General features: G+C 59.6%; 22 protein-coding genes and 1 tRNA gene. 8 read left to right on the top strand and 15 right to left on the bottom strand.

Translation table 11 applies throughout. The features are described 5' to 3' along the window. Positions 1-599 precede the first annotated feature (599 nt). From ASD95_RS20515 to dapA, 5 genes are all read right to left on the bottom strand, one after another. Positions 600-689 (bottom strand) — tRNA-Ser (locus tag ASD95_RS20515). Positions 690-772: 83 nt separating this feature from the next. Then, positions 773-1486 carry a phosphoribosylaminoimidazolesuccinocarboxamide synthase gene (purC, locus tag ASD95_RS20510; protein WP_007944067.1) on the bottom strand — a complete coding sequence of 238 codons (714 nt, stop codon included), beginning with the start codon at positions 1484-1486 and terminating at the stop codon, positions 773-775. 28 nt (positions 1487-1514) lie between these two features. Continuing rightward, a complete protein-coding gene (locus ASD95_RS20505; RefSeq protein WP_056720652.1) occupies positions 1515-2273 on the bottom strand; it encodes an MBL fold metallo-hydrolase in 759 nt (252 codons plus the stop codon). A 4-nt stretch (positions 2274-2277) separates the two neighbouring features. Next, on the bottom strand, positions 2278-3393 hold the full coding sequence (gene bamC / locus ASD95_RS20500; protein WP_056720655.1) for an outer membrane protein assembly factor BamC: 1116 nt from the start codon (positions 3391-3393) through the stop codon (positions 2278-2280). Positions 3394-3410: 17 nt separating this feature from the next. Further along, positions 3411-4289 (bottom strand): 4-hydroxy-tetrahydrodipicolinate synthase, encoded by an 879-nt coding sequence (gene dapA, locus ASD95_RS20495; RefSeq protein WP_056720657.1) that lies wholly within the window; start codon positions 4287-4289, stop codon positions 3411-3413. Between the two features lie 328 nt (positions 4290-4617). Between dapA and ASD95_RS20490 the strand changes: the two genes are divergently transcribed. Further along, positions 4618-5178 carry a glycine cleavage system protein R gene (locus ASD95_RS20490; RefSeq protein WP_007979776.1) on the top strand — a complete coding sequence of 187 codons (561 nt, stop codon included), beginning with the start codon at positions 4618-4620 and terminating at the stop codon, positions 5176-5178. Between the two features lie 10 nt (positions 5179-5188). Further along, positions 5189-5662 (top strand): peroxiredoxin, encoded by a 474-nt coding sequence (locus tag ASD95_RS20485; protein ID WP_056720658.1) that lies wholly within the window; start codon positions 5189-5191, stop codon positions 5660-5662. Positions 5663-5749: 87 nt separating this feature from the next. Here the strand turns inward: ASD95_RS20485 and ASD95_RS20480 are convergent, their stop codons facing one another. Continuing rightward, entirely contained in the window at positions 5750-6820 is a 1071-nt protein-coding gene (locus ASD95_RS20480; protein WP_056720660.1) for an AI-2E family transporter, read from the bottom strand. Positions 6821-6851: 31 nt separating this feature from the next. Beyond that, a complete protein-coding gene (locus ASD95_RS20475; protein ID WP_007996208.1) occupies positions 6852-7091 on the bottom strand; it encodes a sulfurtransferase TusA family protein in 240 nt (79 codons plus the stop codon). A 98-nt stretch (positions 7092-7189) separates the two neighbouring features. Here ASD95_RS20475 and ASD95_RS20470 point away from each other — a divergent pair, with 98 nt between their 5' ends. After that, the gene (locus tag ASD95_RS20470; protein ID WP_056720662.1) at positions 7190-8623 is read left to right on the top strand and encodes a M48 family metalloprotease; all 1434 of its coding nucleotides are present in this window, start codon (positions 7190-7192) and stop codon (positions 8621-8623) included. A gap of 72 nt (positions 8624-8695) precedes the next feature. Here the strand turns inward: ASD95_RS20470 and ASD95_RS20465 are convergent, their stop codons facing one another. From ASD95_RS20465 to rpoE, 4 genes are all read right to left on the bottom strand, one after another. Continuing rightward, a complete protein-coding gene (locus tag ASD95_RS20465) occupies positions 8696-10114 on the bottom strand; it encodes a DegQ family serine endoprotease (RefSeq protein WP_409079384.1) in 1419 nt (472 codons plus the stop codon). Positions 10115-10298: 184 nt separating this feature from the next. Further along, entirely contained in the window at positions 10299-11258 is a 960-nt protein-coding gene (locus ASD95_RS20460) for a MucB/RseB C-terminal domain-containing protein (RefSeq protein ID WP_056720666.1), read from the bottom strand. Between the two features lie 8 nt (positions 11259-11266). Next, positions 11267-11854, bottom strand: coding sequence for a sigma-E factor negative regulatory protein (locus ASD95_RS20455; protein WP_056720668.1), 588 nt, complete (start codon positions 11852-11854; stop codon positions 11267-11269). Between the two features lie 31 nt (positions 11855-11885). Further along, the gene (gene rpoE, locus ASD95_RS20450; RefSeq protein WP_003172477.1) at positions 11886-12467 is read right to left on the bottom strand and encodes an RNA polymerase sigma factor RpoE; all 582 of its coding nucleotides are present in this window, start codon (positions 12465-12467) and stop codon (positions 11886-11888) included. A 552-nt stretch (positions 12468-13019) separates the two neighbouring features. Between rpoE and nadB the strand changes: the two genes are divergently transcribed. After that, positions 13020-14636: an L-aspartate oxidase gene (gene nadB, locus ASD95_RS20445; RefSeq protein WP_056720670.1), complete on the top strand. Its 1617-nt coding sequence runs from the start codon at positions 13020-13022 to the stop codon at positions 14634-14636. On the opposite strand, the gene ASD95_RS20440 is transcribed toward nadB, so the two are convergent. Together ASD95_RS20440 and ASD95_RS20435 are read right to left on the bottom strand one after the other, a co-directional pair. Further along, complete coding sequence (locus ASD95_RS20440; protein ID WP_056720671.1) at positions 14605-15057, bottom strand: protein YgfX; 453 nt, start codon at positions 15055-15057, stop codon at positions 14605-14607. The genes nadB and ASD95_RS20440 overlap by 32 nt on opposite strands. Next, complete coding sequence (locus ASD95_RS20435) at positions 15041-15295, bottom strand: FAD assembly factor SdhE (protein ID WP_007898624.1); 255 nt, start codon at positions 15293-15295, stop codon at positions 15041-15043. The genes ASD95_RS20440 and ASD95_RS20435 overlap by 17 nt, the downstream gene beginning before the upstream one ends. Before the next feature lie 149 nt (positions 15296-15444). Here ASD95_RS20435 and ygfZ point away from each other — a divergent pair, with 149 nt between their 5' ends. Beyond that, positions 15445-16386, top strand: coding sequence for a CAF17-like 4Fe-4S cluster assembly/insertion protein YgfZ (gene ygfZ / locus ASD95_RS20430; RefSeq protein ID WP_056720673.1), 942 nt, complete (start codon positions 15445-15447; stop codon positions 16384-16386). A 34-nt stretch (positions 16387-16420) separates the two neighbouring features. Continuing rightward, entirely contained in the window at positions 16421-17242 is an 822-nt protein-coding gene (locus ASD95_RS20425; protein WP_056720675.1) for an HDOD domain-containing protein, read from the top strand. A gap of 41 nt (positions 17243-17283) precedes the next feature. On the opposite strand, the gene ASD95_RS20420 is transcribed toward ASD95_RS20425, so the two are convergent. After that, on the bottom strand, positions 17284-18672 hold the full coding sequence (locus ASD95_RS20420; protein ID WP_056720677.1) for a sensor histidine kinase: 1389 nt from the start codon (positions 18670-18672) through the stop codon (positions 17284-17286). Continuing rightward, positions 18665-19336 (bottom strand): response regulator, encoded by a 672-nt coding sequence (locus ASD95_RS20415; RefSeq protein ID WP_056720678.1) that lies wholly within the window; start codon positions 19334-19336, stop codon positions 18665-18667. Before ASD95_RS20415 ends, ASD95_RS20420 begins: the two co-directional genes overlap by 8 nt. Positions 19337-19778: 442 nt before the next feature. Here ASD95_RS20415 and ASD95_RS20410 point away from each other — a divergent pair, with 442 nt between their 5' ends. Together ASD95_RS20410 and ASD95_RS20405 are read left to right on the top strand one after the other, a co-directional pair. Next, entirely contained in the window at positions 19779-20756 is a 978-nt protein-coding gene (locus ASD95_RS20410) for a Bug family tripartite tricarboxylate transporter substrate binding protein (protein ID WP_056720680.1), read from the top strand. A 60-nt stretch (positions 20757-20816) separates the two neighbouring features. Beyond that, positions 20817-21275, top strand: a complete 459-nt coding sequence (locus ASD95_RS20405; RefSeq protein WP_007979809.1) for a tripartite tricarboxylate transporter TctB family protein — start codon at positions 20817-20819, stop codon at positions 21273-21275.

Raw genomic sequence — 21275 nt, 5'->3', positions numbered from 1 at the left:
GATTTCTCGCGGAGTAACTTGTGATGCTGATAATCTGTTGACTAGCAGTCTGACTCCACAAGCACCCACACGAATTGCTTGATTCAGTTGTTAAAGAGCGGCTGGTTAAGATCTTTCGTCTCAACCGAGGTGCGCATCTTACAGCGCATCTTTTCAATTTGCAACCTTAAAAGTTTCTGATTTTTCAACAAAATCAACTACTTAAACCAAGAGCCAGATCAAACTGCTCGTTAGCGGGAGGCGAATAGTACAGTATTTAAATACGTGGTCAACCCCCCACCTGAAAACTCTTCTGCCTTACCAAAGCGCCCGGGCTGCCACCACGAAAACCACCAGCACCTATATAAAGCATCGGACAGCACAGAATCCAAATCACGTCGCCTGGACATGCAGGCACAACGACGGCGAGAAAACACTACGACATATGGATACCCAGGAATCCCGAGAGCATGACGGGTATCGCGCGGAAAACGCCAGAGAACGCGCAGAACCGGAACGGACTGGCGCGGCATAAAGGGCACTTCATCCCGACCAACATGACAGAAACGAAAAGCCCCTGAAATGTTTAACCATTTCAGGGGCTTCGTCTTGCTCAATAATGGCGGAGAGATAGGGATTCGAACCCTAGGTACCGGTGAAGGTACAACGGATTTCGAATCCGTCCCATTCGGCCACTCTGGCATCTCTCCAACGGCGCGCATCATAACAACACTTTCGCAGGAAGCGAACCCCCTAAGCGAAATATTTCTGTGCTATCAGATGCTTGCGTCGGTTAAAGCGGTACGCCCAGACGATTGGCGACTTCTTCGTAGGCTTCGATGACGTCACCGAGGCCCTGACGGAAGCGGTCCTTGTCCATTTTCTTGCCGGTGGCCTTGTCCCACAGACGGCAGCCGTCCGGGCTGAATTCGTCGCCCAGCACGATGGAACCATCGTGGAACACGCCGAATTCCAGCTTGAAGTCGACCAGCAGCAGACCGGCGTCGTCGAACAGCTTGCTCAGGACTTCGTTGACCTTGAGCGACAGTTCTTTCATGCGAACCAGTTGCTCGGCGGTGCCCCAGCCAAAGGCCACGACGTGGGATTCGTTGATGAACGGATCGCCCTTGGCGTCATCCTTCAGGAACAGTTCGAAGGTGTATGGGTTGAGCTTCATGCCCTCTTCAACACCCAGACGCTTGACCAGGCTGCCGGCGGCGTAGTTACGCACGACGCACTCGACCGGGATCATGTCCAGCTTCTTCACCAGGCACTCGTTGTCGCCCAGCAATTTGTCGAATTGGGTCGGTACGCCGGCCGCTTCGAGCTTCTGCATGATGAAGGCGTTGAACTTGTTGTTCACCATGCCTTTGCGGTCGAGCTGTTCGATGCGCTTGCCGTCGAACGCCGAGGTGTCGTTGCGAAACAGCAGGATCAAACGGTTAGCGTCGTCGGTCTTGTAAACCGACTTGGCTTTGCCGCGGTAGAGTTCTTCACGTTTTTCCATGATGGGCTCCGCTTGCTAAGTAGATGGGCTAGGCGATGTGTCGCCAGTCGAGCCCTGAATCTTGATCGGCCAGTTGCAGCCAGTCCGGGTCGCACCCGAGGGTGTCGACAAAACATTGCCGGGCCAGCTGCGGCAGGTTGTTCTTGCTGCTCAGATGGGCCAGGACCAGGTGTTGCAGGTCTTTCCAGCCCAGCTCGGACACCAGGAATGCCGCCTGGTGGTTATTCAAATGCCCCAGCTCACCGCCCACCCGCTGCTTGAGAAAGTACGGGTAGTGACCGCGAGCCAGCATGTCACGGCAATGGTTGGACTCGATCATCAACGCATCGAGGTCCCGATAGCCGTCCAGCACCTTGTCACAATACGAACCCAGGTCGGTCAACAGGCCGAAGCGCCGTAAACCATCACTGAAAACATACTGCGTCGGTTCTTGTGCATCGTGGGCCACGGCAATGACACCGATGCTCAAGTCGCCGATTTGCAGCTGCTCGCCGCCGGCCAGAAAGCCTGCGGGTTCAATCGGTTTGCGCATCCCGCGCAAGGTCCCGCGACTGAGGTAGACAGGCAGATTGTAGCGCCGAGACAGCAAACCCACGCCATGCACGTGGTCGGCATGTTCGTGGGTCACGAGTATCGCGCTCAGCTGCGCAGGGTTCACACCCAGGCGCAGCAGGCGTTTTTCGGTTTCCCGCAGGGAAAAACCACAATCGACCAATACGTACGTATCAGCGCTGGCTATCAGCGTGCCGTTCCCTTGACTACCGCTGCCGAGAACGGCAAAACGCATAGGATCAGCCCAGGTTGTCCTGAATCTTGCTCAACACTTTACGCGCCACGTCTGCCGGCGCCACGGTGTTGATGTTTTTCTCGACGGTGACCTGTACGTTCTCGCCAACCTTGCTCAGGCGAACCTGATAACGCTCGGCGCGGGCCTCAAGCTCTTCCTTGCTCGGCGCGCTGCCGAACAGGCCGCTGAAGAAGCCTGGCTTGTCGTCTTTGCTCTCGGCTTTTTCGGCCAGGTTGATGTAGTACAGGCCCAGGCTGCGGTTAATGTCTTCAACACGCCATTCGCCTTGTTCCAGCGCACGACCGACACTTGACCAGGCACGATCCAGATCGGTACCGACGTTCAGCACAGGGTTGCCGCTGCCGTCTTCACTCAGGCTGACACGGCTAGGCGCGTCGAAATCACGAGAGGCCAGCATGGAGACCGAACCGCCCTTCTCGGAGATACGACTCATGCTCACGAGCATGTCGTCGACCAGTGCCGCATCCAGGCCAGTGTTGACCGAACGGTTGGTGAAGGCCACGTCGGCGGTGCTGCCGGCAGGACGCTCGGCGCTGACCACATAGACTTCACTGGTGTTGCGCTGCACGCCCGGCTCGATGCGCACCCGCACGCGAGTTTCGCTGTCCGTGCTGACACCGGCCGCGCTCAGGCGCTTGGCCACGGCCGCGGACAGTTCATCGGAATGCTGCCAGGTCGTGGTGAATTCGCCGGTTTGCGGACGCTGTTCATCCAGACGGAAACCGTTGTCCTGGAAGAACTGAACGGCCACTGGCCAGATTTCAGCCGGCGGATTCTGCGCCAGGATGGAGCTGGAGCCGCCGCTCTTCTGCAGGGAGTAGGCACTGGCGTCGGCACCCGCGGTCAGCGGCTGTGGCCGAGGAACGATGTATTCGCCCTTGGCGGTGTCATCGGCCACGTTGCGCGGGATCGGCAACAGCGGATCCAGACGCTTGGCGTCATGGATATCCTGCGGTATTTGCATCGGTGCAGTCTGTTGCGCTTCCAGGTAATCGCTACCACGGTCACGGAAATAACCTTCCGGGCCCCAGACCCATCCACAGCCACTGGTGCTGGAGATAATCAAGGCAAGTGCGGAAAGTCCGGCCATTCGCTTCATGCGTTGTACTTCCTCAATTAAACCAGGACGCCGCACTGGCGCAGGGCCGTGCGCAGCGTTTCGTGACAAGGTGTGCTCAGCCAGGTCAACGGCAGGCGAATGCCTTCGTGCATCAGGCCCATTTCAACCAAAGCCCATTTCACCGGAATCGGGTTGGCTTCGATGAACAGGTCCTTGTGCAGCGGCATCAGTTTTTCGTTGATTGCCCGTGCGGTCTCGGCATCGCCCTTGAGGGCGGCCTCGCACAGATCGGCCATTTCACGCGGCGCGACGTTGGCGGTGACGGAGATGTTGCCCTTGCCGCCCATCAGGATCAGCTCGACGGCGGTCGGATCATCGCCGGAAAGGACGATGAAGTCCTTGCTTACGCCGTCGAGGATAGCCTTGGCGCGCTTGAGGTCGCCGGTCGCTTCCTTGATACCGATGATGTTCGGCACGGTGGACAGGCGGATCACGGTTTCGGCCTGCATGTCACAGGAGGTGCGACCAGGAACGTTATAGAGAATCTGCGGGATGTCGACCGACTCGGCGATGTGCTTGAAGTGCAGGTACAGGCCTTCCTGGGTCGGCTTGTTGTAGTACGGCACTACCAGCAGGCAGGCATCGGCGCCGGCTTCCTTGGCATTACGGGTCAATTCGACGGCTTCGCGGGTCGAATTGGCGCCGGTACCGGCGATCACCGGAATACGGCCATTGACCTGCTTGACTACCGCCTTGATGACGGCGATATGTTCATCGACATCAAGGGTTGCCGATTCGCCGGTGGTACCGACGGCGACAATGGCATGGGTGCCGTTTTCAAGGTGGAAGTCCACGAGTTTGCTGAGGCTGTCCCAGTCAAGACGCCCCTGTGCATCCATGGGTGTGACCAGTGCCACCATACTGCCCGCAATCATGAAACCGCTCCTGCCGGAAAAAGAGAGCCGTAATGGTACTGGCGCCAAGATGCTTGCACAAGCGAAGTACTGTGCTGCCGCCATTCCCCTTGGCGCCGGTTTTCGCTACCCTTCAGACTTTGATCGGTACAGACAAGCTCGTGCGTCGGGTTTCAGCCTCCATTTTCGGCATCACAAGCCCTGATCCAGCGTTGCCGCCTCTCGCTCCCGCCCTGCCGGAGCACGTCGCAACCTGCCTTCCGGGGTTTTCTGAATTCGCATCCGCAGGCTCGCTCCCGGCATAACGACCTCTGGACGTACCGACCGCTCATCGCTTTAGGAATGCTGCATGTCCACCCCCACAGTTCGCGAACAATTCCTTGTTATCAGTGCCCTCGGCGCCAACCCCATGGAGCTGACCAACGTCCTGTGCCGCGCCAGCCATGAAAACCGCTGCGCCGTTGTCACCTCTCGCCTGACCCGCCATGGCGAATGCAGTGCCCTGGTGCTGGAAATCTCCGGTAGCTGGGATGCCTTGGCACGCCTGGAAGGCAGCCTGCCTGTACTGGCCAAGCGGCATGCATTCACGGTCAACGTGGTGCGCAGCGCGGCCCTGGAAAACCGCCCCCAGGCCCTGCCGTACGTCGCTTATGTCAGCTCGGCCTACCGCTCGGACATCATCAACGAGCTGTGCCAGTTCTTCATGGACCACAATGTCGAACTGGAAAACCTGACCTGCGACACCTACCAGGCTCCGCAGACCGGCGGCACCATGCTCAACGCCACGTTTACCGTGACCTTGCCGGCCGGCGTGCAAATCAGCTGGCTGCGCGATCAGTTCCTGGATTTTGCCGACGCGCTGAACCTCGATGCCCTGATCGAACCCTGGCGCCCACAGAACCCAATGTAAGGAAGCTTTCATGGCCGTTGCCATCGACCAACCGGTTGCCGATTTCGAAGCCCCCGCCACCAGCGGCCAGACCGTCAGCCTCGCCGGCCTGAAGGGCAAGCAAGTGGTGATCTACTTCTACCCCAAGGACAGCACGCCCGGCTGCACGACCGAGGGGCAGGGCTTTCGTGATCAATACGCTGCGTTCAAGGCCGCCAATACCGAAGTGTTCGGCGTGTCGCGCGACAGCCTGAAATCCCACGAGAACTTCAAGTGCAAGCAGGAATTCCCCTTTGAGCTGATCAGCGACAAGGACGAAGCCATCTGCCAGCTGTTCGACGTGATCAAGCTGAAAAAGCTCTATGGCAAGGAATACATGGGCGTGGATCGCAGCACGTTCCTGATCGACGCCAACGGCGTACTGCGTCAGGAATGGCGCGGTGTGAAGGTGCCGGGGCATGTTGATGCGGTATTGGCTGCCGCTCAGGCCCTGAATAAAGCCTGACCTTTAAAAGATCGCAGCCTGCGGCAGCTCCTACAGGATTACGCATTTATCTGTAGGAGCTGCCGCAGGCTGCGATCTTTCTACAATCTAAAGCAACGGTGCCACCACCGGCTCCTTGCGCGGCCACGCATCCAGCACAGCCTTGAACAGCGTCGCCAGGGGAATCGCAAAGAATACCCCCCAGAAGCCCCACAACCCGCCAAACAACAGCACTGCGCAGATGATCGCCACCGGGTGCAGGTTGACCGCCTCCGAGAACAGCAATGGCACCAACACGTTACCATCCAGCGTCTGAATGATCCCGTAGACCGCCATCAGGTATATGAACTGATCGCTCCAGCCCCACTGGAACAGCGCAATCAAAAACACGGGTACGGTCACCACCACGGCGCCGACATAAGGCACCACCACCGAAATCCCCACCAGCAGAGCCAGCAGCGCTGCGTAGTTGAGTTCAAGAACAACAAAGGCGATGTAGGTCACGCCACCGCAAATGAAGATTTCGATGACCTTGCCGCGAATGTAATTGGCGATCTGCCGGTTCATTTCATGAGCGACCCGGGTGATCAACGCCCGCTCACGGGGCAGGTAACCGCGCACCCACTGGCCAATCATGGCCCGATCCTTGAGGAAGAAAAACACCAGGATCGGCACCAGCACCAGGTAGATCATGATGTTCACCAGCAACGGCAGGCTCGACAGCGAGAACGTCAGTGCCCACTGGCCAAACTTGCCGATTTCACCCCGCGCCACTTCGATGGCCCGCAACACCTGCTCGTCGGATACCAGGTGCGGATAGCGCTCGGGCAGCAACAGCAACAGCGACTGCCATTTGGCAAGCATGCCGGGCAATTCGTTGAACAAGGTGATCAGTTGGTGCCATAGCAATGGCACGACCACCACGATGAATACCAGCAACAGCCCCATGAACAATGCAAAGACCAGCCCCACCGCTGCCCAGCCCGGCACGCGCAAGCGCTCGAGGGTCACCACCAGCCCCTGCATCAGGTACGCCAGCACCATGCCCGCGAGCACCGGCGCCAGCATACCGCCCAGGGTCAGCACGACGGTGAATGCCAGAAATAGCAGGACAGCCAGCACCACCGCTTCTTCATCGGAAAAATAGCGCTGAATCCAGTCGCGTAACACTTTGAACATCAATAATCCTTAGGAGCAAACGCAGCCGAGTTCAGGCCTTTTTCAACCAGTAGCGGTAAACACCCGCATCATCTTCTTCACGAAGCAGGGTATGACCGGCCAATCGGGCAAAGGTGCGAAAGTCGCGCTGCGAACCCGCATCGGTGGCGATGACCTTGAGTACCGCACCACTGGCCAGCCGGTTGAGCTCCATCTTGGCCTTTAGCAACGGCAATGGGCAATTGAGGCCACTGGCATCCAGTTCAACGTCATGCTCTACAGCGTCGGTCATTGCATCACTCCGGGTCAGATGGTTGAGATGCCTAGAATATCTGGTCGCAACGCCGGTGTCCGGCTACAGTAAGGTCTTTGTCGACTAAGGCTTTGTGCATGACATTTTTGCGCCCTACCCTGCTGACGCTCGCTTGCCTGCTCGCCTCACCGGGCTTCGCCGACGACCTGCCGTCACTCGGCGACGCCAGTTCTGCCATTGTCTCACCGCAACAGGAGTACCAGCTCGGCCGCGCCTGGCTGGCCATGTTGCGCAGTCAGGTTTCACAGCTCAACGATCCGCAACTCAAGAATTACGTGGAATCCAGCGTCTACCGACTGTTGGAGACCAGCCAGGTCACTGACCGGCGCCTGGAGTTCATCCTGATAAACAGCCCGCAGCTCAACGCCTTTGCGGCACCCGGCGGGATCGTCGGGGTGAACGGTGGTTTGTTCCTCTACGCCCAGACCGAAGGCGAATACGCTTCGGTACTGGCGCACGAATTGGCTCACTTGTCGCAGCGCCACTTTGCCCGGGGCGTCGAAGCGCAGCAACGCATGCAAGTACCCATGATGGCTGCATTGCTGGCGGGTATCGTGGTGGCAGCCGCAGGTGGCGGTGACGCCGGGATTGCAGCCATTGCAGGCACACAGGCCGCCGCCATCCAGGAACAGCGGCGATTCTCCCGCCAGAACGAGCAGGAAGCCGACCGTATCGGCCTCCTCAATCTGGAAAAGGCCGGTTACGACCCCCGCTCGATGCCCAGCATGTTCGAACGCCTGGGGCGTCAGTACCGCTACGATGCCAAGCCGCCGGAATTTCTGCTGACTCACCCGGTCACCGAGTCGCGTATCGCCGACACCCGCAACCGCGCCGAACAGTTTCCAGCGGGCGGCATCGAAGACAGCATGCGCTATCAACTGATTCGCGCGCGCGTCCAGTTGATCTATGAAGAAACCCCGGGGCTCGGCGCCAAGCGCTTCCGTGCCCAGCTCGACGAAAACCCGAAAAACGACGTGGCGCGCTACGGCCTGGCAATTGCCCAGATCAAGGGCGGTCAACTGAACGAAGCACGGGAAAACCTCAAGCTGTTGCTGGCCAAGTCACCCAACGAAATCATCTACAACCTGGCTCAGGTCGATCTGGATATCACCAATAATCGCCTGGCGGATGCCCAGTCCCGGGTTGACCGGTTGATGGGCCAATACGCTGGCAACTACCCGCTGAACCAGATTCGCGTCGACCTGCTGCTCAAGCAAAACCGTACTGCGGATGCGGAGAAAGCCCTCGAAGGCCTGCTCAAATCCCGTCCGGATGACCCGGACGTGTGGTATCAGGTTGCCGAGACGCGCGGCCTGTCGGGCAACATCATCGGCCTGCATCAGGCTCGCGCCGAATACTTTGCGCTGGTCGGCGACTACAAACAGGCCATTCAGCAACTGGACTTCGCCAAACGCCGGGCAGGCAGCAACTTCCCGCTGTCTTCGCGGATCGACGCGCGGCAACGTGAGCTGATGGAACAGGAGCGCATGATCAAGGACATGATGGGCTGACGCCCCGGCGACAAAAACTCCGAAAAAAAACCGCCTCTTTCGAGGCGGTTTTTTATTCAACCAACAACCGGGTTATTCAGCCAGCTTGAAGGTGATGAAGCTCGCACGACCCTGACGCAGTACCCGCATCGACACCGAACGGTTCTTTGGCAGCGCCTTGGCGATGTCCGCGAACTCCTTGGTGGAACCGATGGCCTGGTTGTTCAGGTGGGTGATCACATCACCGGGCTGCAAGCCGATCAGGGCGGCAGGGCCGTCTTGCACCTCCTTGATCAGCACCCCCCCCTTGAGGTCGTAGGTTTTCTTCTGCTCGTCAGTCAACTCGACCACGGAAACACCCAGGCGATTGCTGCTGCGCTCGATGCCGGATTTTGGCAGCGCGTCCAGTTCCTTGCCTTCTTCCGGAATCGCGCCGACCGTCAACTCGACATTCTTGCGCTTGCCGTCACGAATCACTTCCAGATCGGCCTTGGTACCAGATTTCAATGCGCCAACGAGGTGCGGCAGGTCGGCCGACATAACGATTGGTTGACCGTTCATGCTCAGGATCACGTCGCCCACTTGCAGGCCACCCTTGGCAGCCGGGCCATCATCCTGGATCTGGGCAACCAGCGCACCGGCCGGTTTCTCCAGGCCGAACGACTCGGCCAGGTCCTTGCTCACTTCCTGAATCACGACACCCAGCCAGCCACGGCTGACCTTGCCACCGGATTTCAGCTGATTGGAAACATCCATGGCCACGTCGATCGGGATCGCAAACGACACGCCCATGAAGCCACCGGAGCGGGTATAGATCTGCGAGTTGATCCCCACCACCTCACCGTTGAGGTTGAACAGCGGGCCACCGGAGTTACCCGGGTTGATCGGCACGTCAGTCTGGATGAATGGCACATAGTTTTCGTTCGGCAGGCTGCGACCTACGGCACTGACGATGCCTTGGGTCACGGTGTGGTCAAAGCCGAACGGCGAGCCGATCGCGACAACCCATTGGCCAGCCTTCAGGTCCTGGGATTTACCGAGCTTGAGCACGGGCAGATCCTTGCCTTCGATTTTCAGCAGCGCCACGTCGGAACGTGGATCGGTACCGATCAGCTTGGCTTTCATTTCGCTGCGATCGGCCAGGCGAACGAGGATTTCGTCAGCATCGGCGATCACATGGTTGTTGGTCAGGATATAGCCATCGGAAGAGATGATGAAACCCGAGCCCAGGGAAGTTGCCTCGCGCTGACGGTCACGAGGTGAGCGCGATTGTGGCGGCACGCCCCGTTCGAAGAATTCGCGCAGCATCGGCGGCAAGCCTTCGAGATCGGGCATTTGCTGGCTGACTTTGCGATCCGGCAGCTTTTGCGTGGTACTGATGTTCACGACTGCAGGCGAGGCCTGTTCGACCAGTTGCGTAAAGTCAGGCAATTCGACCGCTTGGGCGGTGACCGCCTGACCGAGCACCAGCACGGTGGCAATAATGGAAAGGCAGGATTTCAAGCGTGGTATCGACATACGGCTCCCGTTACGACGAGCATGGTTAAGCGATATGGAGCAAGGAACACCGGGAACGATACGCCGGTATTTTTGTTCCGGGAACAACAAACAAGGCCAGAGCCGAGGGGCTCTGACCTATAAGAAATTTACGGGATTTTTGCAAATTGAAATGCTCACGAAACATTTCGAATTCAGCTCACTGCTTGGTTGCAGCGGCGTCGGTGCGCATCGAAAGCGCTATCCGTTCAGCAGTACCGACCGGTATCTCGCCGACGACGGTCACCATCATGTCGCCCTGTGCCGTGGCCAGGCGCCGGGAAACCGCAACGGTCGGCCCCAACTGAGTACGGGTGTCGGTGACTGTTGCGCCATTCAACGGCTCGAGGAACACCGAAAAGCGCGTCAGGCCATCGTCATACATCAGGCTGTTGACCTGGGTCTTGGTCTGCGGATCCTTGCGAGCGGTGCTGCTGGTCAGCTCAAAGCCGGGCGGCAGCCAGTCGGAACGCCAGACCTGGGCAGACTTGACGGCAGAAGCCTTGTCACTTTCAAGATTGACCGGCTTGCAATCATTACTGGCCTGCAGGTCTTTTTCGGAAGGAGCGTCAGCGGTATCCAGTTGTGTGAACTGGAAGCGCTCCAACAACCGTCCCTTGTCGTCCAGCAGCAAGGACTTCAGAGGCAGGCCGGTCTCTTTATCCAGATGCAGTTCAAAACCGTAGCGGTGCTGATCGCGGGGTGTCAGCGATACAATCACCGCCGCACGCCCGGCCACACGCGACTTGCCAATGACGGCGAGGTCATACCAATTCTTGAGCTTTTGGGGATCGAGTGCACGGGCAGCGGAGTTCGGTGAGTCACCAAGCCCTGCTATCAGCGTGCCGCTGACGCATTGGGTTTGCCCATCAATGCGAACGACTTCCTGAGCGGAACCGTCGAGCTGGATCAAGCGCTCGCGGACCTTTCCATCCTGGACGAGGTGCCAGATGTTATGGGTAGAAAAACTACCGTTACGCTCGTAGACGAAAGTACCCTGAAAGCTTTGCTGTTGCTCTGCCTGGCCCAGGCGGGTCAACCAGTCCCGGGCTTCATCGGCTTGGGCTGGAACGATGAACCAGCCGCTGAGCAGAAGCGAAAGTAGAGGTATGGCGCGCATGATCCTCCTTAACGGTTTTCCAGGCTTGCGGCACGAGCGTACGGCAGAGCGCTCTCAGTGCCTTTCAGTGCAGCCTGTTGTGCGTGTTGGCGCAAGTACCCTGGCAGACGCTGATCGTGCCAGCCTGGCTGACCTTGCAATACGCCGCTGGCCATTGGGCCGGTAGCATCCGAACTCTCATTGTAGCCTGCCAGAACGGCTGGGCCTTTTACTTGAGGAACGGCCAGTCCGGGCTGGGTGGATTGCTGGGCCAATTCGACGCCGGCGATCTCATCCTGGTTGTACAGACGCACACCGGCGAGCACCGCCAGGGTCACGGAAGCAGCAACCGCCAGACGACCCAGGCTGCGCCATGGACCACGGGAGGCTTTTGCCGGTACGGCTTCGTCAGCCAGGGCAGCAGAAACAGCCGCGGCGATGTCCAGGCGTGGAAGCAGCAGATCCTTGTGCATCACTGCCCGAGCGATCTGATAACGAGCCCAGGTATCACGGGTTTCAACATCGTCACAGGCATTCAATACCCGACGCAATTCCAATTCGTCCGCTTCGTTATCCATCACTGCGGACAGCGATTCCTGCAGGGCTTCACGACTCATGGCGTTCCTCTCTTGGCTGTCGCCGCTGTCTTTAGTTTTCCTGCAACAACGGCTGCAGGGCTTTGTCGATGGCCTCCCGGGCGCGGAAGATCCGGGAGCGCACGGTGCCTACCGGACATTGCATGACGCTCGCAATGTCCTCGTAACTCAGACCATCAAACTCACGTAAAGTTAAAGCCGTACGCAAATCTTCCGGCAGTTGCTGAATGGTTCGATGGACGGTGCCCTCGATCTCATCCCGCAGCAAGGCCCGCTCTGGCGACTCGAGATCCTTGAGGCCATGATCGCCATCGTAGAACTCTGCATCCTCGGAACTGACATCGCTATCCGGCGGCCGACGGCCGCGTGAAACCAGATAGTTTTTCGCCGTGTTGATGGCGATGCGGTAAAGCCACGTATAAAACGCGCTGTCTCCGCGAAAATTTCCAAGTGCACGGTATGCCTTGATAAAGGCTTCTTGTGCCACATCCTGGGCTTCATGGGTGTCGTGCACGAAACGCACGATCAACCCGAGAATTTTGTGCTGGTATTTCAGCACTAGCAGATCGAAAGCACGCTTGTCGCCGCGCTGAACGCGTTCGACCAGTTGCTGATCCTCTTCCTGGGTTAGCATGAACACTCCTCGATGAGCTCGGAGGAGGATTGCAGAAGTAAACCACCAGACTTGCAAACATAGACTCGGTCTTTTCGCAAAAGTTCTCCCCCTCCAGGCAAGTTTCCTGCGGGCTCTGATTTGGCACGCACGAAAAGCGCAGCACGAGTTGACCCGGCTGCGCGGATAATCTTGTCATCGGACTCTTCAGCGAGGATCGAACTGCAATCCCGCACTGAAGCCGACACTGTCCCTTGTTTCAGGCAACCGTCTATTGATCTTGGCCCTTTGGCAAAAGTTCCAAATATTTATAGCCGTGCCAACCCGACATTGTGCAACCGTGAAGGGAAAAAGACTGTTAAATCGGCGATACAGTCATTCTCGCGCCCAACGGGCAGAAAAACATCCGACGAAGCGACCGATATTTTGCGTCACGGTAGTTTCACAATGCCATGTCAGCTCGGGTATTGTGCCGCTCCCCCCCTCTATATACTAGTGGGCTGTGCGGCTGCATCGACTCGACAGTCCAGTTGCGCCACCCCCGACCCGGGTCGCTTTGAGCGGAATCCTGAAATGAGCCAACAGTTTCAACACGATGTTCTGGTAATTGGCAGCGGTGCTGCCGGCTTGAGCCTTGCGCTGACCTTGCCCGGTCATTTGCGCATCGCCGTTCTGAGCAAGGGCAACCTCGCCAATGGCTCGACTTTCTGGGCCCAGGGCGGCGTTGCGGCCGTGCTGGATGACACCGACACCGTTGAATCCCATGTCGATGACACTCTCAATGCCGGTGGCGGCCTGTGCCATGAGGACGCAGTGCGTTTTACCGTCGAGCACAGCCGGGAGGCGATTCAATGGCTGATCGACCAGGGCGTGCCCTTTACCCGCGATGAACAGTCGAGTACCGAAGATGGCGGGTTCGAGTTCCACCTCACCCGCGAGGGCGGTCACAGCCATCGGCGCATCATCCATGCCGCCGATGCCACCGGTGCGGCCATTTTCACCACCCTGCTCGACCAGGCAAGGAAACGACCGAACATCGAACTGTTGGAGCAACGGGTTGCGGTTGACCTGATCACCGAGAAACGCCTGGGACTCGAAGGTGATCGCTGCCTCGGCGCCTATGTGCTCAATCGCGGCACTGGCGAAGTCGACACCTACGGCGCCCGTTTTGTGATCCTCGCCTCCGGTGGCGCGGCCAAGGTTTACCTCTACACCAGCAACCCTGACGGCGCCTGCGGTGACGGCATCGCCATGGCCTGGCGTTCCGGCTGCCGGGTGGCGAACCTGGAATTCAACCAGTTCCACCCTACTTGCCTGTATCACCCGCAAGCCAAGAGCTTCCTGATCACCGAAGCCCTGCGAGGCGAAGGTGCGCACCTTAAGCTGCCCAATGGCGAGCGCTTCATGCCGCGCTTCGACCCACGGGCCGAGTTGGCACCACGGGACATCGTCGCCCGGGCCATCGACCATGAAATGAAGCGCCTGGGTGTCGATTGCGTCTACCTGGACATCAGCCACAAACCCGAAGCCTTCATCAAGACGCACTTCCCGACGGTGTACGAACGCTGCCTGGAATTTTCCATCGACATCACCAAACAGCCGATTCCGGTGGTTCCGGCGGCGCACTACACCTGTGGCGGCGTAATGGTCGATCAACAGGGCCGTACCGATGTGCCGGGGCTATATGCCATCGGCGAAACCAGTTTCACCGGCCTGCACGGCGCCAACCGCATGGCCAGCAACTCGCTGCTGGAATGTTTCGTCTATGCCCGCTCGGCGGCCGCGGACATTCTCGAGCAGCTGCCCCGGGTGCCGATGCCGGCCCCCCTTCCCGCCTGGGATGCGAGCCAGGTCACCGATTCCGATGAAGACGTGATCATTGCGCACAACTGGGATGAACTGCGGCGATTCATGTGGGACTACGTTGGCATCGTGCGCACCAACAAGCGCCTGCAACGGGCGCAACACCGCGTGCAACTGTTGCTGGATGAAATTGACGAGTTCTACAGCAACTACAAGGTCAGCCGAGACTTGATCGAACTGCGCAACCTGGCCCAAGTGGCAGAGCTGATGATTCTGTCAGCCATGGAGCGCAAGGAAAGCCGTGGCCTGCATTACACCCTCGACTACCCGGACATGCTGCCGGTCGCACTGGACACTATTCTGGTGCCGCCCACCTACGTCGGCTGAATTTGAGCCGGACCCGCAGGCGTCGGTGCACATCCGCCGCCTGCGCATCCCGGGGCACACAAATGGCCCGGACCCGGCGCTCGCCACGCAGTCGAAAACGCAGTACCACCACCATTGGCAGCGCCAGGCTGTCCGGCCTCAGTTGCACGGGCTGCCACCCCCTGGCCCGACTCCACAGCTGCCAGCCATCGGCATCGCGCCGCAAGCCGCAAAAGGCCTGCGGGTGGGTCAGCAGGATTTGCCGGGGCAACAGCCAGACTCCGTGAGCCACGCACAGCACGACGCCGAGCGCGCTGGCCCAGACCGGAATTGACAGTAAAAACAAGGAACCCAACGCGAACAGCTGGGCCAGAAGATATGCCGCCAGCAACTGCCGTGAGGCATGCCAGCGGCATTCGAACCCGTTACTTGGGCTGGACACGATCCAGGATCATGCGAACCATGCGTTGCAGCTCGGGATCTTCCGATTCGGCGCGTTCCATGAACCAGCCGAACATGTCCTGATCTTCGCATTCGAGCAGCCTGACGTAGCAGGCGCGATCCACTTCGTTGAGGTGCGGATAAACCTCTTTCACAAACGGCACCAGCAACACGTCAAGCTCAAGCATGCCGCGGCGGCTGTGCCAGTAGAGGCGATTCAGTTCAACATCTTCGACCATGGAGCGCTCCTCAAATAGGCCGCAAGTATACAGGCCCGCGCCCTATCGAACAGTCGGCTTTGGTCGGCCACCGACGAGCCTTTGTTAACTACCCATTTCGAAGACGGGCCCTTATGATGTCCACCAGACTTTTTATCCTGCGATGACCCATGGCCGATTCAGCTTTTTTCTGCACCCTTTCTCATGAAGGTGTTCTCGCGGTCCGCGGCGCGGACGCCAGCAAATTCCTGCAAGGCCAACTGACCTGCAACCTCAACTACCTGAGCGATTCCCGGGCCAGCCTCGGTGCCCGCTGCACGCAAAAAGGCCGGATGCAATCGAGTTTCCGCATCCTGCTCGAGGATGACGGCGTGGTCCTGGCCATGGCCACCGAATTGCTCGAACCGCAACTGGCGGACCTGAAAAAATACGCGGTGTTTTCCAAGTCGAAACTGACCGACGAAAGTGCCGCCTGGGTCCGCTTCGGCGTTGACCATGGCGACGCCGCACTGGTCAGCCTCGGCCTGGACCTGCCGGCAGAAACCGACAGCGTCGTGCGCAGCGATGGGCTGATCGCTATCCGTGTCTCGCCTGACCGTGCCGAGCTGTGGGTCGCCGCCGGTCAAGCCGGCGCGATCAAAGGCAAGCTTTCGACGCTGCTGAGCGAAGGCGACCTGAATCAATGGCTGCTGGGCCAGGTCCGCGCAGGGATCGGGCAGGTCATGCCCGGCACCCGCGAGTTGTTCATCCCGCAGATGCTCAACCTGCAAGCGGTTGGTGGCGTGAGTTTCAAGAAAGGTTGCTACACCGGGCAGGAAATCGTCGCGCGGATGCAGTACCTGGGCAAACTCAAGCGCCGCCTGTACCGCCTGCAACTGGCTGCCGACGAACTGCCTGAGCCTGGTACACCGCTGTTTTCCCCGACTCACGGCAGCGCCATCGGCGAAGTGGTGCTGGCGGCCCGCGCCGGGCAGAACATTGAACTCCTGGCTGTGTTGCAAGCCGAAGCAGCAGAAAGTGGAGACATCCACCTGGGCGAGCTCGAAGGGCCGTCCTTGCAGCTGCTCGACCTGCCTTATGAACTGGACCGCGACCGCGAAATCCAGCAATAACGGCAGTATTTGACGCAACAGCTAGAGAGACTAAATGAGCGAGCTGGCGGAAAAGGTCCAACAGGATTTGGTTGAGGCCATCAATAACGATGACCTGGTTCTGCCAACGTTACCGGAAGTGGCCCTGCAAATTCGCAAGGCCGCGGAAAACCCGGAAGTCAGCGTCAGCACCCTGAGCAAAGTGATCGGCCGTGATACCGCGCTGTCGGCACGCCTGATCAAAGTGGTCAACAGCCCACTGTTGCGCGCAGCCCAGGAAGTGACCGACCTGCATACCGCGATCACCCGCCTGGGCATCAACTACAGCTGTAACCTGGCGATCGGCCTGGTCATGGAGCAGATATTCCATGCCCGCTCCGACGTGGTGGAACAGAAGATGCGCGATGTCTGGCGCAAAAGCCTGGAAATCGCCGGCGTCAGCTACGCCTTGTGCCGCCGCTACACCCGACTCAAGCCCGATCAGGCGGCCCTTGGTGGGCTGGTGCACCAGATCGGCGTACTGCCGATCCTGACCTACGCCGAAGATCACTATGAGCTGCTGTCCGACCCGGTCAGCCTCAACCATGTGATCGACCAGATTCATCCGCTGATCGGCGAAAAACTGCTCAAGGTCTGGGAATTTCCAGACATGTTGGTGCAAGTGCCGCGGCTATACCTGGACTTCAAGCGCCAGTCTGCGCAGGTCGACTATGTGGATCTGGTGCAGGTGGCCAGCCTGTATTGTCTACAGGACAGCGATCACCCGCACACCCGTGCCGATGCGCTGAATGTACCGGCCTGCAAGGCACTCGGGATCGACTTTGACGACAAGGCGATGCGTGCCGATCTGGAAGAAACGCGCACGATGTTTTACTGATCAAAGACCGCGTTGCCCCCTTCGTCGGAACAGACGCTGCATCAATCCCCCGCAACAAAACTCACCCGCACCTTCAACCCCGCGGGCTCACCATCGTGCAGACTGATCTGCGCCAGATGCGCGCGGCAGATCTCACCGACAATTGCCAGACCCAATCCGGAACCGGCCACTTGCTGATTGCGTCGGTAAAAGCGCTCGAATACCCGATCGCGTTCTTCAAGCGGTATGCCCGGGCCATCATCTTCGACTTCCAGCACGGCGGGCGCCGAGACCCGCAGAATCACGTTGCCACCTGGCGGCGTGTGGGCCAGTGCGTTATCCACCAGATTGCTCAGCAGCTCGTTCAATAACGTCGGCTCGCCCCGCAGCCAGACCGGTTCATCCGCCTCCAGCGCCAGCGCGATACCACGTTTGTGGGCCAACGGCGCCATGGCCATGCCCAGTTCCCGGGCCAATTGACTCAGATCGAGTAACTGCGCGCCGCCCTCGGCAATCGCCCGGGCGCCATTTTCGACCCGTGCCAGGGAAAGCAACTGATTGGCCAGATGGGTCAAGCGATCGGTGCCTTGGGCGGCGGTTTCCAGCGTGCTGCGCCAGGTATCGGGTTCGGCCGAGCGCATGCCCAGCTCCAGGCGCGCCTTGAGTGCCGCCAGCGGCGTGCGCAACTCGTGAGCGGCATCGGCAATGAATTGCGCCTGCTTCTCGAACTGGCCGCGCAAGCGCTCGGTAAAGTGATTGAGTGCGCGCACCAGCGGCCACAATTCGCGCTGCACTTCCACCAGAGGCAAGGGGCGCAGATCGTCCGGCTGGCGCTCTTCCACCGCCGTGCGCAAACGCTCCAGCGGGCGCAACGCGGCACTCACCGCAAACCACACAAGCATCAACGCACCGATGGCCAGCATGCCCAGGCGCAGCAAGGTGTCGGCCGCCAGGCTGCGGGCCATGCTCACCCGCGCCTCATCGGTTTCCGCTACGCGAATTTCCGCCATGCCGTTCATGTTCGGCTCGCTCACGGGTTTGAGCAGGCTCACCACACGCACGTTCTGCCCACGGTACTGCGCGTTGTAGAAACGTGCCAGCGCCGGATAGTCATCGGTGCGCGGCGTTCCCGGCGGTGGCGCCGGCAGGTTTTCGTAACCGGAAATCAGCTTCTGATTGATGTCGTTGACCAGGTAGAAAATTCGCCCGGCACTGTCGTAGGCAAACGTATCGAGGGCCACGTAGGGCACGTCGGCACTCAGGGTGCCGTCGCGTTGGGAGACGCCGGCAGCGATGGTTCGCGCCGAGGCCAGCAGCGTCCGGTCATAGGCCGTGTCGGCGGCTTCGCGGCCGTTCCAGTAAGCGCTCAAACCACTGGCCAGCATCAACACCACCAGCAGCAGCGCCAGGTTCCACAGCAACCGCCAGCGCAGGCTGCTGGGCTTATGCATCGCGGCTTTCCAGCAAGTAACCGAGGCCGCGGAAAGTCACGATGGCGACCGGCTGGCCGTCGAGTTTCTTGCGCAGGCGGTGCACGTAGATTTCGATGGCATCGGGACTGGCCTCTTCATCGAGACCGAATACTTGAGAAGCCAGTTGCTCCTTGCTCATCACCCGACCGGGGCGCGCAATCAGGGCTTCGAGCACGGCCTGTTCGCGGGAAGTCAGGGTCAGCAATTCTTCGCCAAGGCTGAAACGCCGGGTTTCCAGGTCGTAGGCCAGCACACCGCAACGCTGAATGCGCTCACCGCCCAGCACGCTGCGGCGCAACAAGGCTTTGACCCGGGCTTCGAGTTCGGTCAATTCGAACGGCTTGGCCAGGTAGTCGTCGGCGCCGAGGTTGAGGCCGTGGACCCTATCCTTGACGTCGCTGCGGGCGGTCAGCATCAACACCGGCAGGTTCTTGCCCCGCGCCCGCAAACGCGCCAGCACTTCGAAACCATCCATGCGCGGCAAGCCGACGTCGAGGATCGCCATGGCGTATTCCTCGCTGCCCAGCGCCAGGTCGGCTGCCACGCCATCGTGCAGGACATCCACGGTCAGCCCGGTGCTCTTGAGCGCCTGGGCGACACTTTCGGCGAGCTGCAAATGGTCTTCGACGAGCAGGACACGCATGGATCTTTACCTCGTTCAGGGATGGCCGACGCCATTCTTTGGCGCGGAGTTTACAGCCGCAATTGCCGCTGTGAAGCCCAAAAAACCGTGAAAGCCCGATGAAAGGTTAGCGAAAGGTTGGGGCGTTAGAGTCGCCCCACGGATGGTTTCGACTGCCAACCATCGAATCGTAGTTTGAAAGCGTGCTTTGACATGTAACTACCGAAAAACGCCTCGAAGCGTTTTCGCCAATAAGAACAATAACCGAGGTACTGCATCATGCTGTCCATACAGCTTCAGGCTTACCCGTCCCACCCCTTCTCTCGCTCCCCGATGTTTATGCTTGCCAGCGCCGAAGCCGGCTGCTCGTCGTTCAGTCCGTACGGATTCGAACGCGCCAGCGCCGTGCGAAATCGTCGCACCTGAATCATCCCAAAAAACAAAAACTCCAGTGGAGACAAAAATGAATCGTTCAATGCGCCGTTTCGCCCTCGCCGCCAGCTGTGTGCTGTTCGCCGGCCAACTCATGGCCGAGCCAAAACGCCCGGAATGCATCGCCCCGGCCTCGCCCGGCGGTGGTTTCGACCTGACCTGCAAACTGGCGCAAAGCGCGCTGGTCAACGAAAAACTGCTGAGCAAACCGATGCGCGTGACCTACATGCCCGGCGGTGTCGGCGCGGTGGCGTACAACGCGGTGGTCGCCCAGCGTCCGGCCGATGCCGGCACCCTGGTGGCCTGGTCCAGCGGTTCGCTGTTGAACCTGGCCCAGGGCAAGTTCGGTCGTTTCGATGAAACCAACGTGCGCTGGCTCGCTGCCGTCGGCACCAGCTACGGTGCCATCGCAGTGAAAAGCGATTCGCCCTACAAGACCCTCGACGACCTCGTACAGGCACTGAAGAAAGATCCGAGCAAAGTGGTGATCGGTTCCGGCGGCACCGTCGGCAGCCAGGACTGGATGCAAACCGCGCTGATCGCCAAGGCCGCCGGGATCAACCCCCGTGACCTGCGTTACGTCGCCCTCGAAGGTGGCGGCGAAATCGCCACCGCCCTGCTCGGCGGTCACATTCAGGTCGGCAGCACCGACATTTCCGACTCCATGCCACACATCCAGAGCGGCGACATGCGCCTGTTGGCAGTGTTCGCCGACAAGCGTCTGGACGAGCCGGAAATGAAGGACATTCCGACCGCCCGCGAGCAAGGCTACGACATCGTCTGGCCAGTGGTCCGTGGCTTCTACCTCGGACCAAAAGTCAGCGACGAAGACTATGCCTGGTGGAAATCGGCCTTCGACAAGCTGCTGGCTTCCGAAGACTTCGCCAAGTTGCGCGATCAGCGCGAGCTCTTCCCGTTTGCCATGACCGGCCCGGAACTGGACACCTACGTGAAGAAGCAGGTTGCGGACTACAAAGTGCTGGCCAAAGAGTTCGGCCTGATCCAGTGATCGTCTCTGTCTAGCGGCTGCGGCTCCCCTTTCACGGAGTCGCGGCACAGGAGTTCTCCCATGCTCTTACAACGCATTTTTGCTTCGGTGCTGTTGCTGGCCTGTCTCGGCCTGGCATTGATGGCGTGGCCGTATCAAGCGGCTTTTTCCTACGAACCGGTGGGGCCTCGGGCCTTTCCGCTGTTGATGCTTGGCCTGATGGGCTCGGCGCTGTTGTACATGGTGTTCCGTCCGGCGCCGATCAAGCACAGTGCTGACGAGCCGCCGCTGGATCGCGAAACCCTGACCAAAATCGGCATCTGCGTGGTGCTGTTGCTGGTGTTCGCCGGCACATTCGAACCCCTGGGTTTCATCGTCGCCAGCATCCTGATCGGCGTGCCCATGGCCCGTCTGTATGGCGGTCGCTGGGTGCCAAGCATCGTGATCATCAGCCTGATGGCCGTCGGCCTCTACCTGCTGTTCGACAAGTTGATGGACGTTCCACTGCCGCTGGGCGTGCTCGACGTTCTGGAGAACTGA

The sequence above is a fragment of the Pseudomonas sp. Root71 genome (assembly GCF_001429045.1).
In the GTDB taxonomy this organism is placed as follows: Bacteria; Pseudomonadota; Gammaproteobacteria; order Pseudomonadales; family Pseudomonadaceae; genus Aquipseudomonas; species Aquipseudomonas monachiensis.
This window is presented reverse-complemented; position numbering and strand designations above follow the sequence as displayed.